Genomic DNA, 15,984 nt, shown 5'->3' on the forward strand with positions numbered 1-15,984 from the left:
AGCAGCTAAGCAGATCGGCTAGCTTATCGAATCGAGGTCTTGAGGAGCAAGCGTAACAGCCGACCGTCATTCCGCGAGGCAGGACTCGCATGAGATAAGCCGGACGCTGTCTGGACGGGAGTCAGTGAGTCCTGCTTCACCTGCAGAACAGAAGCCATCGCCCGAGGCCGCTATCGAGCGACTCGGGACAAGCAACCTTCCGACATCACCCCAACCGGAACCGCGCCGTATTGTCATTCAACGCCCGACTGCCCTGGCTCAGGGTATCCGCCGCCTGATTGACCGCTCGCGCACCTTCGAGCAAACGCCCGGCTGCCTGATCGACCTGCTGGATGTTGCTGCTGACCTCGTCGGCGGTCGAGGCCTGTTCTTCCACCGCCGTCGATATTTGCGCCAGCGTATCGGCAACGCCCTGCACTGCCGTGGCGATTTCACCCAGACGAACCCCCAGGCCGGTTACCGATTGCGCATCGTTGACGGCTTGTCCGCAGGCGGCTTCCATCAGGTTCACTGCCTGAGTCACGGTGGAGCGCAAGCTGTCGACCGTCCCGGCGATCTGAGCGGTCGAGGCCTGAGTACGTTGCGACAGGCTGCGCACTTCATCGGCAACCACCGCGAACCCGCGCCCTTGCTCACCTGCCCGCGCCGCTTCGATCGCTGCGTTGAGCGCCAGCAGGTTGGTCTGCTCAGCGATACCGCGAATGGCGTCCACCACCGATTGAATCTGTTGACCCTGCTCGCTGACCCGGCCCAGGGCAGCGGCGGTTTCGGTCAGGCGCTGATTGAGCTGCTGGATGCTGTCGGTGGTGCGCTGGCTGTCCTGGCTGCTTTGCTCGGCGATACGCCGGGTATGCCTTGCGCTTTCAGATGCCTGCTCACAGCTTCTGGCCACACCTTGAGAAGTAGCGGCCAGCTCGGTTGCTGCCGCAGCGATCTGGCTGATCTGCTGTTGCTGGTCTTCGACCTCGGTCAGCGTCCCGCTGGACTGGGCATTCAGCGTCAGCACTGCATCGCCGACGCGTACGGTCTCCTGATTGACGCCCAGCAGGCTGGTACGCAGTTGCACAACCGCGACATTGAGCGCCCTGCTGATAGCGGCAAGCTCGTCACGCCCCTGCACAGCCACTTCGACACACAGATTGCCGTCACGCATGGATTCAGCCAGCGTGGTAATGCCGCTGGCGCTGTTACGAATCGAGGATTGCAGGCAGGCGAACAGATAGATAGCCATGATCACCAGAACACAGAAGATCACCGCCATCGGGATGAACTCCATATTGGAGGTTTCATGGTAGTAATCGAGGCGACCATTGAGCGCATCAAGCGACTGCCTGCGCAGATCCGCCGTACTGCCGGTCAGGGTGTCGATGCTTTTTTCAAACTCTTCCGGCTTGAGCTTGATGCTGCCGCCAAAAACCCCGTCATCAATGACCTTCAGTTCGGTTTCCAGCACTTGCTTGACCGCAGCGTACTTGTCGGCCCAAGGCTGCAACTGCTCGGGGAGTTTGGATAACAGCAGGCTGGCAGCCTTCTGCATCTGATCCTTGGAGTCATCGATACGACCGCGCAGATCGCGCATCTGCAAGCGGCTCTGCAGGCTGAACTGACCCGACGCCACCGACGTCTGGCCCACACTCGACAGGCGGCCGATACGCTCGATCAGATCCGGTACTTGCTGGGTGGAAAGCTGCATGAGCATGTAGGTTTCAAGCCACGGGTCGAGAATCAACCCGCTGTCCATTGCGATTTGCTCGCGCAGCGCCTGGACCAGGTTCAGCACCGTCGTGAAGCGCTCGTAACCATCGGGCCACCAGCCCACCGTACGCAATGACGCAGTGTCCAGACCGGTGACTGCCGCCTGAAGCGCCTTGAAACGGTTCATCGTGTCGGCAGGCGCGTTTTCGCGCTTCAACGCGGCGTCAACGCCTTCCAGGGCTTTGGTGATACGCGGGATGCCTGCATCGACATTGGCCATCGCAGCCTTCGCAGCCGGGGTCGGCTCGCGCAGAATGTCGGCAGCTTTCCAGCGAGCGGCATGGTCGCGCTGGGCAGCCAGTTCAATATTCAGATCGTCAAGCGCCAGCAACTGACGCACGCCCGATTGCTCTCCGGAAATGACATCGAGCTTGTTGCTGTACTCCTTGGTGATGACCCATGCGCTGCCCGCCAGCGGCAACATGAACAGCAGGAACAAGACCTGAAACTTGCGAGCAAAACCAAAATGTCCCATCAGGCGCATGCCTGGTGACAGAAGACTGTTCATGTCCTGCGACTCCCCGTGAACACCTGCCGGATCTGAGCAAACAGAGGCGATGCTTTTTTTAAAAAACGCTAACAGCAAAATGCCATGTTCTTGTTTCAATGGCGATACGTGTCGCCTCACATTGGAACGAAAAGCACGGCCGATGATGGGTTTTCGTACCAAATGGCGCAGCAATTGACGTATCACCGACACTGAAGCAAGAACCGGACCGTACACGAGGCTGAGAAGGTTCTTTCAGGGCAGCAAAATATTCATCCCGAACAGGGCACTGGAAACGTAAACTTCGGCAAACCGATTGAACCTGTCCTAGCGGTCCCCTCGTCAAGGAGGTCTTGCCATGACCACACCGCCCGCCTCACCGCGTATCGTCGCGCAACCGTCCAGGCCTCAACTGAGCGCCGGTCAGAAGAAATTCAACACGTTGATGGAAAAGCTCGAAGCCAGGCGCAAACTTTTGCAGCAGTGGCTCGTTATTTCAACCACCTGCGAAAAGCTCTGGGTCGAAGAGCTGGTCCCGATGATCAGCGAGCAGGCTGAGAACGAGATTAACAAGCTGCGCCTGCTCGACGTGGCCTTCGATCAGTTCCGCCTGAGCAAGAAAGACAGAGCCACGTTACTGGAGATCATCTGTGTCATGACCATGTCGCTCATGGGCGGCGAACACGATGAAGAACTGAAGCAGCTCTACTTCAAATACACCGGCAACGATTACGACGAGGATGAGCGCCTGCAAAACCAGTTGCTCAAGTCCTCACTGGAAGAAGAGCTAGGCGTGGAACTGGGAGACGATGTCGACCTGAACTCCATAGATGATGTGACCCAGCACATTGAAGAGAAACTGCGCGAGCAGGCCGAACAGGCGCAAAGCACCCAAAAGCCGAAGAAACCCACTGCCAGCGAGATACGCCGTGAACAGGAAGAGGCAGAAGGCAGCCAGTCATTGCGCGAAATCTACCGCAAACTGGCCAGCGCACTGCACCCGGACCGCGAGCAGGATGCCGATGAGCGCGAGCGGAAAACGGCGCTCATGCAACGGGTCAACGAAGCGTACGAAAATGACAACCTGCTGGCGCTGCTGCAGATGCAAATGGAGATCGAGCAGATCGACCAGACGCATATCGATAACATCACCGACAAACGCCTGAAGCACTTCAACCGTATCCTGAGCGAACAACTCAGAGAGCTGGAAGACGAGATCCACGACCGCAAAATGCTGATCAGGGAACAATTCCTGATGGACCCCTATGAGGACATCAGGCCCAAGACGGTCAATGCAAAATGTGCGAAGCAGCTCAAGGCCATACGTGAACACCTCGACGACGCGCAGGATGAACTGGACGCACTGACTGACCCGAAAAGCCTTAAAGCCTGGCTCAGGGATCAGCGCGACATGGCAGAGATGCTGGAGCGGGTAGACGAATTCGATGATATGGAGCTGCTGGACACCCTGTTCCGGTAAAAGCCCGAAAAACGTGCCTTACGCGAGGGCAGCCAGCTAACCGGTTGATCGCACGCAATTATTTTTCACAACAACGCTTGACACATATGCGTTCTCCGAGAATAATGCGCGCCACTTGGCTACATAGCTCAGTTGGTTAGAGCATAGCATTCATAATGCTGGGGTCCGGGGTTCAAGTCCCTGTGTAGCCACCAAGTACCGAATGACAGATTTCAACTGAAATCTGTCATTCAACAAGAAGCCCGCCTCGTGCGGGCTTTCTTGTTTCTGGCTGTCCACCCCTGTCTCCCCTTATACCTTCCCACCGTGTACTCCCTGTGAAAAACAGAACCAGAGCGATGAAGCGCTCCGAGATAAAGCGCCGCTCCTGCCTGATACCATCCTGGCCGGCCTTGAACCGGACACCAAGCAATACAGGTAGCAGGACGGTAATAGCCTTTATTTCCGCGTAAAACATGACGGCCACCCAGCAGGCCCGGCAAGCGACTGAACTGGAAGCGAACAATAACACCTTTGAAGCGCTCGCTAGGGAATGGCATACCTTACGCATTGCGTCGTGGGATGCCGTAACTGCAAAGCGTGTTAGGGGCGCCCTAGAGCGCCACGTATCGATGATGGCGGCCCTTGCAAACGAGCTTGATACAGTCGACGAACATATCGTGTTCGACAGCATCACTCGCAACAGAGCGCCTTCAAGATGAGTGGGACGCAGCCGCCGAGAGACTGGCAGAGATCGGTTCAACGGTTTGGTGAACTGATGCACCAAGTGGACAGGAGCGAACTGTGCATCAGTTTGGACACTGGACATGTAAGCCCGCAATGTGTTCGATTTCGTGTATTAGCCATCTGGTCTTGCGGAACGGCTGACGACGATAATCTTAGAAAAGACAGGGCAAGGAGAGATAATGGAGTCTGCGCGGAACAGAATTACCATGGATGTCGTAGACGCTGAAGACTTGTGGCTTTTGACGGAGGTCGACAAGTACGGCTACATCTGTCGAGGTTGTGAGCTGACGGTTTACCCGGCCTCCTATCTGAAGACAAATTTGCAGCGCCCCCATTTTCGAAGCCCCCACGGCAAGAAGCACATGCAGGGCTGCGATATTGAAGGTGATGAAAAAGCCGTCGCAAGTGGAAAAAAAGGCTCTGTGCGCAACAAGCTAGAGACAAGCTCCGCTTTGTCTCCGGCGCGCCTGGTCCTTAGGGATGAGCGACCGATTGTTGATCCCATTGCTTCACCGCTGTCATCGGGGGCGACCAGGTCTGGCGGGACGGGCTCATCAGGCAATGGAGAGGCGCGTCCTCAGGGACGTAGATCCGCGCAAAGCATTAGACGGATCTGCCGCGCTTTCATCAACTTCCCATACGACCGGGACCTCTCGCTGGAAATACCTGGGGTCGAGGCAACGACCTACCAGCACGTGTTCAAAAAACTTAGAGGCAAAGGTATCGAGCACCTACCTTCACAAAAAATCTTCTACGGCGAGCTCAGTTGGGCCAGGGCTGAAGATGATGAGGACAACCTTCTAATAACCCTATCAGCCGGGGAATGGGGAACGGATGCTAAACGGTACGTTCAACCATATAAAGTCCAGATTTCCTGGGCCGATTGGTCGAACGCAAAGCGTACTATGGTGACAAATGAACTTGAGGTAGTTCGGCAGGAGGGTATAGATGCCAAGAAAGACGGTAGCAAGGACCGGCCTTACATCTTTTTCCTAGGCCATCAGGATGAGGGGGACCCATCGATTTTTCATGTAGATGATCATCGCTTGATCTGCGGGCTGCTGGCGACCATGACTTACCCACCCCGGGGCTAGCTGGGAGCGACTGCAAAATCTGATGGTGCGTACTGGGTCAGCGAACCATAAAGCCCGTCAAAATAAAGGCCTAAAGGCTCGAATACAAATGACTGTGTACCACCAAGTACCGAATGACAGATTTCAACTGAAGCCTGTCATTCAACAAGAAGCCCGCCTCGTGCGGGCTTTCTTGTTTCTGCCGTACCAAAATGGGATGTCAGGTGCAGCATCATTTGCAACTGAGATGCGCTCAGAGCTGGACGCATCTCGGAGACAATCGTCGTCCGAGCTACGCATGCGAACCGCAGCAAGCAAACATCGCAGTGTTCTTATTTTTTCAGGAGCTTTCTGCCAAGCTTGTAACTGCCCCAGCCGATTCCACCGAGAATAGCTGCACCGCCAACAGCGCAAGCAACAATAGGGAGTACCGCAGTGCCCGCCGCCGTGCCTGCTATGGCCACCACGCCACCGGCCATTCCTGTCCCGCCCGCAGCGATCGCGCCTCCCCCCGCCGCCGCAATAGTTGCCGTTGTCGCTGCTGCTGATGCCCCGGCAGCTACAGCTGCGGCCGCTGCTGCTTCTGCTGCCGCAACGCCTATTACACCTACGCCATAAGCGGCTCCAAGACCTGCACCAGCTGCAGCGCCTACACCCACAGCAGCCACTTCACCAACCTGTTCCGTCTTCATGTAGTTTCGCTGCCCATCATCCAAGATTGAATTGCAATATTAATGCAGGCAATATGATATCACCCAGCAAAAAATCGCTTTCAACCATCCACGCCACGATTTGGCTTGCTCACGTTTCGTGGCGCGTAACAGAGTAGCCAGCTGCCATACCGAAATGAAACGTCAGCCTCCCTGTTCCTGAAGGCTCCTGATGCGAGCTGCTCAGTAATTGGAATACCCTTCCACCAAGGATGGAAAAAATGAAAATAATCCATGCAATAGCGATTCTTATCCTCGCCCTAACTGGTTGCGGTACAACTACCACCACCTCCGCCCCGCCCGGCCTGTGGTATGCCGAACGCGAGGTGCCCGATCAATTTCACTACAGTGTTTACGTGTTGTTTCAGGATGACGCCCACTTCCAGTGGTGGCGCACCAGAGAGGACATGGAAACAGTCTTGAAACGAATAGATTACTACAAACATGAACACCCGGGCTGGGATCATCCGACTGCATATAGCCGTCAGGGCAATGAGCTAACGGGTGAACGAAAATTCGTAACCCCTGCTAGCGCCAGCATGCTGGCTAATACATTCATTCAGAAGTTTTCTGGTCGCTTTGATGGTGACACGCTTGAACTGACGATCAAGAGCTATACGATCATGAGCGTGGAAATGGGGGCGGACGATATGATGCCGCCGCCGACTACGGTAATCAAATGGCCACTAAAGCGTTTAGGGCCTCCGCTTGAGAAATAATCCTGGCGGGATTTAGCTTGCAGCCATGCGAATGAGGTCTATGACGGGATTATTTTTCGATCCGGCATCGACTGACCGGCACGCAGACAGGGTTAAAGTCGGGCCAATTGTCCGAGCGCATGATAGATAGCCCGGGGCATCTGGCGTGACATACAAATAGGTAGTCTTAAGGACGCTCGGCAATGATGGTGAATATCTTTGATCTTCTTGAGCTCCTCAGAATTTTCGAGCTTCTGGACTTTTGGAAGGATGCCAGGGACGCGCCCGAAGGGACGACGCTGCATCGGTGGAGATATGTTGTTCAGGGTCTTATTCTGCTGATCGCAGCCTCCGTAGTGCTTGGACTGCCGCTATGGTTATTGGCGCTGTATTTCAAGCCGTAGGCTGGGCGCGCCGACAGCCCCTCCTGGAGGTGATAGATTGGAGAGCGTGTAGAAAGTATCAGCCAGCAAGGTCCGATATTCAGGCCCACACGAGGCATGTTCACCGACTGACTACAGACCTCTGCCGGAACGCCTACTCCAGAACCGCACTCACATCGCCCTCCAGCATGCTTGCCACCCTGATAGCAAGCGACTCCAGCGTGAAGGGTTTAGTCAGAAGCTGCATATAGGGGCCGAGAAAGTCAGCCCTGGTCAACGCGCCTTCCGCATACCCCGTCAGAAATAAAACCGGCAGGCGCGGCCTGAATTGTTGGAGAATTTCGGCCAGTTGACGACCGTTCATTCCTGGCAACCCGACATCCGTGAGCAGAAAGTCGACCTTTTCCAGGTCGTTGAAAACCCTCAAGGCCTCTTCGCCGTCACGTGCGACGTGAACCCGGTATCCAAGCTCCTCCAGAACCTCCTGGTTGATCAAGCGCACAGAGTCGTCATCTTCGACCAGAAGAATAACCTGGCCCTGCCCCGTGCTGAATTCCGGGGAAGTAAACGGTGGGTCCGATTCAACTTGCTTATGTTTGGGCAAACAGATTGAAACGGTCGTTCCGACTCCGACTGTGCTTTCGATTGAAAGACGTCCATTGCTTTGATTGGCAAACCCATAAACCATCGATAGCCCCAAGCCTGTGCCTTGACCAATAGGCTTGGTTGTGAAGAAAGGCTCGGTTACCTTATCCAGCATATCCTTGGGAATGCCATGCCCTGTATCGCGCACCTGCACGCACACATGCCGTAAAGGGTCATCCTGATCGTCCTGTTCCACGCACGTAGCAATGGTTAACTCACCGCCATGCGGCATGGCGTCTCGCGCGTTGATCACCAAATTGAGTACGGCGTTTTCCAATTGGTTGGCGTCTGCAAAAATCCAGGGATCTTCGCGACTCAAATCGAACCTGATAATGATTTTTTCATTGACTGTTTTCTGCAGCAGGTCGGCAAGAGCATTGATGAGTTTATTGACCGACACCGCTTTTTCATCAAGGGACTGGCGTCGGGAGAACGCCAGCAATCTATGAGTGAGTGACGCGGCCCTTTGGGCTGAAACGAGTGCGGCGTCCATGAATCGCTCAACGCCCTCAAATCGCCCCCGGGCCATTCGGAGCTTGATCAGATCAAGCGAGCCGATCACCCCGGTCAGCATATTATTGAAGTCGTGAGCGATTCCGCCGGTCAATTGACCTACGGCTTCCATCTTCAAGGACTGTCGTAACTGCTCTTCGGCGCGGGCTCGCTCTTCACTCTCGGCCTTGAGCTGCTCAACCGCAGCGTTCAGCTCTTGCGTTCTGGCTTTGACTTGAACCTCTAGTTCTTCATTGAACCTGCGTAAATTCAGCTCAGCCTGTTTTTCGTCGTTGATATCGACGATGACGGAGGCCGCACCAATTATGTGGTGCTTTTCGTCATACAGAGGCACAGCACTGACACGCATCCATGACTCCCCACCTCCATCCTGGCGATGATAAAAGTCCACGCCGGTTGCCGCATCCCCTCTCAATGCCCTGGCACCAGGGAACATGACGGGCTCCAGGCGCTGACCTTGCGCATCGAGCCCTACCCAGCGTGCGGCACCATCTGGCTGCCTGGAAGGGATCACATTCTCCGGCACATATTGGCGATACAAAGGATTGCTTACCAGGGAGGTCCCTTGAGTGTCCATGAAGCACACTCCAACCGGGATGTTTTCGAGCAGGATCTGCAACCGGGTTCGTTCTTCAGCCAATTGAATGAGACTTTGGCGCATCTCGAACTGACGCTCACGTGCTCGCCAGGCTGCGGCGATCGCGCTCAATAACGAGGCCGAGCTGAGAGGGCGCTCCAGAACGATTACATGTCCTGCCGATTTTGGCAGCCTGCGCCTGGCCATCTCGGTGTCTCGCCCAGAACGCCCTTTATTCGACGCGAGCAAGATGACAGGGATCTCCGACCATCGCGGTTGCAGGTCCAAAGCGTTTCCGAAACTCAGCACATCCCCGGAAAGGCTCTCTTCCGTGAGTATCACCAGGCCGGTGCTTTCACCCAGGGCAATTGAAAGCGAGGTCAGGTCGTGGTGGGCTTGAACGGGGTAAATATCGCCGAGCAGTTTACCAAGGCTGATCGCATCGCCCTTGAACGGCGCCACAACCATCAGGGTCTTGCTTTCAGATAATTGTTCAGTCGCCACGCTTTCGCTCTTCCATCAGCGGAAGGTTGGCACCGAAATACTCTGGAGTACCCGTCAAGACGCCGCGAAAATCGACTAATGGTGCACCGACACGAATACCCTTGGAGTCAATCCGGAGTTCGCGAATCGCGTCCTCATGGGCTCCGGTACGGTGTTTCAGAACAGAGATGGCTTTGCGCAGACGCCCTTGCGCCTCGAAGAAGCGAATGAGGATGACAGAGTCCGCGACATAGGAAATATTCAGGTTGGTTGACATCGACCCTACCAGACCATGCTGAGGGTTGATCAAGAAAGTAACGACACCCAGTTGGCTCAGGTATGAAAGCAACTCGTGCATCTGCAAGATCAGTTGCTGTTCCTGCGGCATCGCCGCCATGTAGCCGTTAAGGCTATCAACAACGATCATGGTACTGCCGCGCTCTTCGACCTCTGTGCGAACCCGCCACGCAAATTCCCCGGGAGAAATCTCGGCAGGATCGATTTGTTGAATGAGCAACTGACCGCTCGATACGTGGCGACTTAGCTCCATGCCCATGCTGTCCGCCCGGGAGATCAACGTAGCGATGCGCTCATCGAATTCGTAGATGGTGCATTTTTCACCTCGTGCGCAGGCTGCCGCCAGATAGGCAAGGGTTACGGTGGTCTTTCCAGAGCCAGCAGGCCCTGTGACCAAGGTACTGGTTCCCCTGAGCGGGCCACCGACCAACAAGTCATCCAGTTCCTTCACACCGCTAGGCACAGGCTCCGCTTTGAATGGGACATGGTGAGTGGCCGCAATCAACCTCGGATACACCTCCAACCCGCCTCTGCGAATCGTGAAGTCGTGAAAGCCTGCAACGAAATCAACGCCTCGTAGTTTTTGCACCTGAAGTCGTCTGCGGGCAGCACCGAAATCCAGCGTCAGTCTCTCAAGCGTGATCACACCGTGGCATAAGCTGTGAAGATGGTTATCTCGTTCACCTGTGGAACTCGTGAGATCGTCCACAAGCAGGACCGTGATATCCCGACCTGCAAAATATTGCTTGAGCGCCAACACCTGGCGACGATAACGCAGAGGATCCTGAGCCAGGAGCCGCATCTCGGAAAGACTGTCGAAGACTAGCCGCCTGGGCTGAAGCTTATCGACTCGCTGCTGAATAAGCTTGATGGTATCGCCCAGCTCCGCCTCCCACGGATGCAGGATAGACTGCTCGTACTCATCGCCCAGCACTTCCTCCGTTGAGGAAAACTCGAACAAATCAATGCCGTTTAATGACCAGCCATGTGAGTGAGCGACGCTTTCAAGCTCTTCGCTGGTTTCTGAAAGCGTGATGTACAAGACAGGCTCGCCGGCCTTGACCCCATCGAGCAAGAACTGGAGACCCAGCGTCGTCTTGCCTGCTCCAGGCGTGCCCTCGAGTAAATAAAGCCTGTTGTTTGGCAGACCACCTTTAAGGATCGAGTCAAATCCGGCATTGCCAGTTGAGACAATCGGGCGAGGTAGCTTCATTTTAGCCTCAAGGAATAATGTGAGAGCACGTGCAGGCCCTGCAGTATGGGGCTCCCCTCAAAGCTGCGCCATTGGCAGATGAACCTTTTTCAAAATAAATTGAACTTTAAGCGAAAAAAGATTTCGTCAATTAAAATCGATAGCTCTCGTGAATATGCAATGACGCTATATTCCGCAGTTTATTCGCACTGTCGGTGCTTAAGCTGGAAAGCTGAATCAGCGCCTTCAACGTCGTCTGCCTGGTCTATGCTCGAAAATGATGGTTCATGAGGGGCCAGCATTTTTCACAAGGAGCAAAGCATGCGCAAACTCGTACTCTCAATGACTGCCGCTCTCTTCCTCGCTGGCGCTGTGGTGCCCGCGGCCTTTGCAGAGAGTGAGCTGGAAAAGGGCGTCCGACACGATAACCGTGAGCTGGATAAAGGTGTTGATCATGACGCCAAACAAGTGGACAAGGGCGTCAAGCACGATGCTGACGAGGTCGACAAAGGTGCAAAGCATGATGACAAGGAGCGTCACAAGGCTGACAAGCACGTCGATAAAGAGGTTAAAAAAGATCTGTAAAAAAAGCCTGCCACTGAGCAGGCTTTTATAGTCGGACGATGTGGGGCGGTTCAGCGAACCCGCTAAAACACTCACACTATCGCTTGCAGATTACCTGCCGCAAAAGCCGGGCCCCGTATAAAGGGCCCGGCCTCTGTCACTGGATGTACGGTCAGATCTTGAAGCTGTCGACCAGTTGCTTCAAACGACCTGCTTGTTGCGAAAGCGCAGCACAATCCTTGAGGGTTTCATTAAGATTGGCCACACCTTGCTGATTAAGTGTGTTGATCTGGTTGATATCGATATTGAGTGTTTCCACAACCGCGGTCTGCTCTTCCGTGGCCGCGGCAACTGACTGGTTCATGCCATCGATATCACCGATGCGGCGCGTTACATCGCGCAGACGACTGCCCGCCTGATTGGCAACTTCGACACTTTCCTGACTCGACACCTGGCTTTCGTTCATGTTGAGCACGGCATGCTGAGACCCTGTCTGCAGGCCGCCGATCATCTTGTGAATTTCATCGGCCGATGTCTGCGTGCGATGCGCAAGGTTGCGCACTTCGTCGGCCACCACGGCAAAACCGCGTCCGGCTTCACCCGCGCGGGCCGCTTCGATGGCAGCGTTGAGCGCCAGCAGGTTGGTTTGCTGGGAGATGCCTTTGATCACATCCAGAATGTGGCCGATGTTGTCGGTACTGGCGTTGAGCTGCTCGATCTGTGTGCACGAGTCACTGATTTTGGCGGACAACGTACTCATGGCGTGGATGGTTTTTTCGACCACCACCTGACCGTCTTCAGCCTGGGTGCGGGCCTCACTGGCCTGAATCGAAGCGTCCGAGGCGTTGCGAGCAATCTCCTGAGTGGCCGCACCCAGTTCGTTGATCGCAGCGGCAACGCTGTTGGTACGGGCGCTCTGCTCGTCAAAGCCGACGATTGAAGAGTTGGAGGAGTTGACCACTCGCTGCGACAGGTCATGCACCTGCAGCGTTGCGGAGGAGACTTCCGCAATGGACGCGTGCACGCGCTCCACGAACTGATTGAACGAGCCACCCAGCTCGGCGAACTCGTCCTTGCCCTGAATGCGCAGACGGCGGGTCAGATCACCCTCGCCCTGGGCGATGTCCTGCATCGCACGGCCCATGTCGGTCAACGGCCGCATCAGCGCACGGATCAACAGGCTCAACAGCAAGGCAATCACGGCCACCGCAATCAGCACGGCGACCATCGCCGAGCTGCGGAACTGGCTCAACGGTGCGTAAGCCTTGTCCTTGTCGATCGACAGTCCAATGTACCAGTCGGCCGAAGGCAGCCCGGTGATCGGGGTAAACGACAGCAGCCTCTGCTGGCCATTGAGCGTAACCTCACGCAGGCGCGCGTCCAGGCTGAGGGTCTGGCCTGGGTAGACGTCCTTGAGGTTTTTCATCACCTGTTCCTTGTCCGGGCTGACAATGATCTGCCCGTCCCCGCTGACCAGAAAGGCGTAACCGAGCCCGCCGAACTCCACCGAGTTGATGATCTTGACCAGCGTGTCCAGACTCAGGTCACCACCGACCACGCCGGTTATCTGGCCTGCAGTCTTGACCGGGCTGGCGATAGTCACCACCAGGCCGCCCACGGAAGCCAGATAAGGCGGGCTGAGAATGGTTTTACCGGCGTCGACGGTGGACTTGTACCAAGGCCGCTGACGCGGATCGTAACCCGCCGGCATATCGACATTGGGCCGCTGGGTGAACGCACCTTTGCTGTCACCGACGTAGGTGAACTGAAAGGTCGACACCAGCGAAGACTGCGACACCAGCCCGCTCAGATCGGAATTGACGCCCTGGAAGGCTACGTTCTGGGTGAGGTTTTCCAGCACCAGAATGCGTCCGCTCAGCCAGTTCTGCACGCTGCTGGCCGTCAACTGACCCGCCTGGCTCACCGAGGACTCAAGGTTCTGATTGATGGTGGTGCGTTGCAGGTAGTCGTTGTACAGGGTGAACAAGGCAAAGGCCAACACCACAACACCGGCCGCAGCCAGAAGAATTTTATGACGAAACTTCAAATTCATGACAAGGCATCTCAACGTGACGGGAAGAAGGTTCAGAGGCCAGAGCAACTTGTGACATAAAAATGTCACGCACTGCAAAAAGCAATGAACCTGAAGCGGATAAGGTTTCCACTGTCGCGAGCATAGACAATATTTTGCCGCACCCTATGAAAGGCGGCGCTCTATTTCAGTCTTCTCAGCGGTTCTTTATAGCGGTTCGTCTCCGCAGACGATAGGGCTTGAAAACGTATTTCAAGCGTCTTGAAACTTTCTCTTTTTTTTATTTCAGCTTGGCCACCACCTGCCGATAGTGTCTGTATAACACACCCCGCCCCTGACCTGTATGCCATGCCTTTCAGGGGCTCTACTGCTTTTAAATGGCTGTTGTTGGAGAATTCAATGAGTAGCTGGTTTGCAAACATCAGCGTCAATATGAAACTGGCCCTCGGTTTCGGTCTAGTACTTGTTTTTACTGCGATTCTTGCGCTGACTGGCTGGACCAGCATGAGCGGACTGATCAATCGCAGCAACTGGATGAGTGACATTACTTCGCTCAACTCCCAGTTGACCAAGCTGCGTGTTACCCGTCTGCAATACATGGTCGCTGACGGTGACGAGAAAGTCGCCGAAACCGTTCAGGTCTCGCTGGACGGCTTCAAGAACTATCAGCAAAAGCTGCTGACCTCGTTCAAAAGCCCCGAAAACGTAAAAATGCTCGAGCAACTGGGAGTGGTGATTGCTGACTACCAGAAGTCCCTGAACAACATGCGCGGCGGGTACAAGGCAAGCATTGTGGCGCGTGATGAGCTGGCCACGTATGCCGGCAAAAGCATTGATGTGTTTGAGCTGCTTCAGGCTGAAGTGAAAAAAATGGACCCTGCCGATGCCAATCGGTTCGAGCAATACCAGATCGTCACCGACGCAAAGGAAAACCTCAGGCTCGCGCGTTATGAGGTGCGTGGCTACACCACCAACCCTACGGCCGAAACTGAACAGACCGCCGTTGCAAGGCTGGATTCTGCCATCAAGGATCTGGATACGCTGAAAACGACGTTCAGCGGCACCCAGGCTGATCAGCTCAAGCAGCTGGAAACCTCGCTGGCCGCGTACCGAAAAGCCCTGCAAAGCTTCAAGGCCGCAACTGCCGACATCGCTCAGGCTCGCAAGGAGATGACCGTACAGGGCCAGGATATCGTCAAGATCAGCGAAGCCATGTACCAACTGCAACTGGATCGTCGTGATCAGGAAAGCGCACAGGCTCGCACCACGCAGATCACCTGTACGCTGCTGGCAATTATTCTGGGCATGATTGCAGCAGTGATCATCACCCGGCAGATTACCCGCCCCCTGCAGGAAACCCTGGCAGTGGTCGACCGTATTGCATCCGGCGACCTGACCCAGACTCTGGCAGTCACTCGTCGTGACGAGTTGGGCGTTCTGCAGCAAGGCATTCAACGCATGGGCAGCACCTTGCGCGAGCTGATTGGCGGTATCCGCGACAGCGTTGTGCAGATCGCCAGTGCTGCCGAAGAGCTGTCAGCGGTTACCGAGCAGACCAGCGCCGGCGTCAACAGCCAGAAAGTCGAAACCGACCAGGTGGCGACCGCCATGCATGAGATGTCGGCCACGGTTGCAGAAGTGGCGCGTAACGCCGAACAGGCTTCGCAGGCAGCGTCCAACGCCGACCGCGAAGCGCGCGACGGTGACAAGGTCGTGGGCGAAGCGATTGTGCAGATCGAGCGTCTGGCCAACGAAGTGGGTCGCTCGGCCGATGCCATGAACCAGCTGGAGCAGGAAAGCGACAAGATCGGCAAGGTCATGGACGTCATCAAGGCTGTGGCCGAACAAACCAACCTGCTGGCCCTTAACGCAGCCATCGAAGCGGCCCGCGCCGGGGAAGCCGGACGTGGTTTTGCCGTAGTTGCCGACGAAGTCCGCGGCCTGGCACAACGCACGCAGCAGTCCACAGTCGAGATTGAAACGCTGGTTGCAGCCCTGCAAAGCGGTACGCGTCAGGTTTCCAGCATCATGCTCAGCAGCCGCGAACTGACCGTCAGCAGCGTACAGCTCAGCCGTCAGGCGGGTACATCGCTGGGCAGTATTACCCAGACGGTCTCCAACATTCAGGCAATGAACCAGCAGATCGCTGCCGCAGCCGAGGAACAGAGTGCCGTAGCTGAGGAAATCAGCCGCAGCATCGTTAACGTCCGCGATGTGTCCGAGCAAACCGCCTCGGCCAGCGAAGAAACCGCTGCCTCCAGCGTCGAACTGGCACGCCTTGGCGGGCAGTTGCAGACGATGGTCAGCCACTTCCGGATCTGATATTCCGCAACAACCTTCAAGCCCGGCTTTTGCCGGGCTTGTTTGTT

11 protein-coding genes, 1 tRNA gene and 3 pseudogenes are annotated in these 15,984 nt (G+C 55.7%); 9 read left to right on the forward strand and 6 right to left on the reverse strand.

Annotated features, from left to right (window positions below; all coding sequences use genetic code 11):
• Positions 1-205 precede the first annotated feature (205 nt).
• A complete protein-coding gene (locus RYB09_RS23040; RefSeq protein ID WP_058400551.1) occupies positions 206-2,263 on the reverse strand; it encodes a methyl-accepting chemotaxis protein in 2,058 nt (685 codons plus the stop codon).
• A 337-nt stretch (positions 2,264-2,600) separates the two neighbouring features.
• Between RYB09_RS23040 and RYB09_RS23045 the strand changes: the two genes are divergently transcribed.
• From RYB09_RS23045 to RYB09_RS23060, 4 genes and pseudogenes are all read left to right on the forward strand, one after another.
• Positions 2,601-3,722 (forward strand): J domain-containing protein, encoded by a 1,122-nt coding sequence (locus RYB09_RS23045; RefSeq protein ID WP_122281290.1) that lies wholly within the window; start codon positions 2,601-2,603, stop codon positions 3,720-3,722.
• Positions 3,723-3,839: 117 nt separating this feature from the next.
• A tRNA-Met gene (locus RYB09_RS23050) sits at positions 3,840-3,916 on the forward strand.
• 144 nt (positions 3,917-4,060) lie between these two features.
• Positions 4,061-4,330: pseudogene (locus RYB09_RS23055) on the forward strand (integrase); the annotation flags it as partial.
• A 324-nt stretch (positions 4,331-4,654) separates the two neighbouring features.
• On the forward strand, positions 4,655-5,542 hold the full coding sequence (locus RYB09_RS23060; protein ID WP_144439779.1) for a hypothetical protein: 888 nt from the start codon (positions 4,655-4,657) through the stop codon (positions 5,540-5,542).
• A gap of 311 nt (positions 5,543-5,853) precedes the next feature.
• Here RYB09_RS23060 and RYB09_RS23065 read toward each other — a convergent pair whose 3' ends face one another.
• A complete protein-coding gene (locus RYB09_RS23065; protein ID WP_058400546.1) occupies positions 5,854-6,213 on the reverse strand; it encodes a hypothetical protein in 360 nt (119 codons plus the stop codon).
• 239 nt (positions 6,214-6,452) lie between these two features.
• On the opposite strand from RYB09_RS23065, the gene RYB09_RS23070 reads away from it, so the two are divergent.
• Positions 6,453-6,950 (forward strand): hypothetical protein, encoded by a 498-nt coding sequence (locus RYB09_RS23070; protein ID WP_058400545.1) that lies wholly within the window; start codon positions 6,453-6,455, stop codon positions 6,948-6,950.
• A 182-nt stretch (positions 6,951-7,132) separates the two neighbouring features.
• Positions 7,133-7,333: a hypothetical protein gene (locus RYB09_RS23075; protein WP_058400544.1), complete on the forward strand. Its 201-nt coding sequence runs from the start codon at positions 7,133-7,135 to the stop codon at positions 7,331-7,333.
• A 133-nt stretch (positions 7,334-7,466) separates the two neighbouring features.
• On the opposite strand, the gene RYB09_RS23080 is transcribed toward RYB09_RS23075, so the two are convergent.
• Together RYB09_RS23080 and RYB09_RS23085 are read right to left on the reverse strand one after the other, a co-directional pair.
• On the reverse strand, positions 7,467-9,551 hold the full coding sequence (locus RYB09_RS23080) for an ATP-binding protein (protein WP_058400543.1): 2,085 nt from the start codon (positions 9,549-9,551) through the stop codon (positions 7,467-7,469).
• Positions 9,541-11,040: an ATPase domain-containing protein gene (locus RYB09_RS23085; protein WP_058400542.1), complete on the reverse strand. Its 1,500-nt coding sequence runs from the start codon at positions 11,038-11,040 to the stop codon at positions 9,541-9,543. The genes RYB09_RS23080 and RYB09_RS23085 overlap by 11 nt, the downstream gene beginning before the upstream one ends.
• Before the next feature lie 300 nt (positions 11,041-11,340).
• Between RYB09_RS23085 and RYB09_RS23090 the strand changes: the two genes are divergently transcribed.
• On the forward strand, positions 11,341-11,604 hold the full coding sequence (locus RYB09_RS23090) for a hypothetical protein (RefSeq protein WP_058400541.1): 264 nt from the start codon (positions 11,341-11,343) through the stop codon (positions 11,602-11,604).
• A 151-nt stretch (positions 11,605-11,755) separates the two neighbouring features.
• Here the strand turns inward: RYB09_RS23090 and RYB09_RS27300 are convergent, their stop codons facing one another.
• Positions 11,756-12,616 carry a methyl-accepting chemotaxis protein gene (locus RYB09_RS27300; RefSeq protein ID WP_369812069.1) on the reverse strand — a complete coding sequence of 287 codons (861 nt, stop codon included), beginning with the start codon at positions 12,614-12,616 and terminating at the stop codon, positions 11,756-11,758.
• 45 nt (positions 12,617-12,661) lie between these two features.
• A pseudogene (locus tag RYB09_RS27305) lies at positions 12,662-13,636 on the reverse strand (cache domain-containing protein); the annotation flags it as partial.
• Between the two features lie 513 nt (positions 13,637-14,149).
• Between RYB09_RS27305 and RYB09_RS27310 the strand changes: the two are divergent.
• Together RYB09_RS27310 and RYB09_RS27315 are read left to right on the forward strand one after the other, a co-directional pair.
• A pseudogene (locus tag RYB09_RS27310) lies at positions 14,150-15,034 on the forward strand (methyl-accepting chemotaxis protein); the annotation flags it as partial.
• A 198-nt stretch (positions 15,035-15,232) separates the two neighbouring features.
• A complete protein-coding gene (locus RYB09_RS27315) occupies positions 15,233-15,937 on the forward strand; it encodes a methyl-accepting chemotaxis protein (protein ID WP_369812070.1) in 705 nt (234 codons plus the stop codon).
• The last annotated feature ends 47 nt before the right edge of the window (positions 15,938-15,984 follow it).

The sequence above is a fragment of the Pseudomonas syringae group sp. J254-4 genome, from assembly GCF_032586855.1.
Taxonomy (GTDB): domain Bacteria; phylum Pseudomonadota; class Gammaproteobacteria; order Pseudomonadales; family Pseudomonadaceae; genus Aquipseudomonas; species Aquipseudomonas amygdali.

Coding starts and splice junctions, on each gene's coding strand:
- RYB09_RS23040 (WP_058400551.1), bottom strand. CDS start 2,263: ATGAACAGTCTTCTGTCACCAGGCATGCGCCTGATGGGACATTTTGGT.
- RYB09_RS23045 (WP_122281290.1), top strand. CDS start 2,601: ATGACCACACCGCCCGCCTCACCGCGTATCGTCGCGCAACCGTCCAGG.
- RYB09_RS23060 (WP_144439779.1), top strand. CDS start 4,655: ATGGATGTCGTAGACGCTGAAGACTTGTGGCTTTTGACGGAGGTCGAC.
- RYB09_RS23065 (WP_058400546.1), bottom strand. CDS start 6,213: ATGAAGACGGAACAGGTTGGTGAAGTGGCTGCTGTGGGTGTAGGCGCT.
- RYB09_RS23070 (WP_058400545.1), top strand. CDS start 6,453: ATGAAAATAATCCATGCAATAGCGATTCTTATCCTCGCCCTAACTGGT.
- RYB09_RS23075 (WP_058400544.1), top strand. CDS start 7,133: ATGATGGTGAATATCTTTGATCTTCTTGAGCTCCTCAGAATTTTCGAG.
- RYB09_RS23085 (WP_058400542.1), bottom strand. CDS start 11,040: ATGAAGCTACCTCGCCCGATTGTCTCAACTGGCAATGCCGGATTTGAC.
- RYB09_RS23090 (WP_058400541.1), top strand. CDS start 11,341: ATGCGCAAACTCGTACTCTCAATGACTGCCGCTCTCTTCCTCGCTGGC.
- RYB09_RS27315 (WP_369812070.1), top strand. CDS start 15,233: ATGTCGGCCACGGTTGCAGAAGTGGCGCGTAACGCCGAACAGGCTTCG.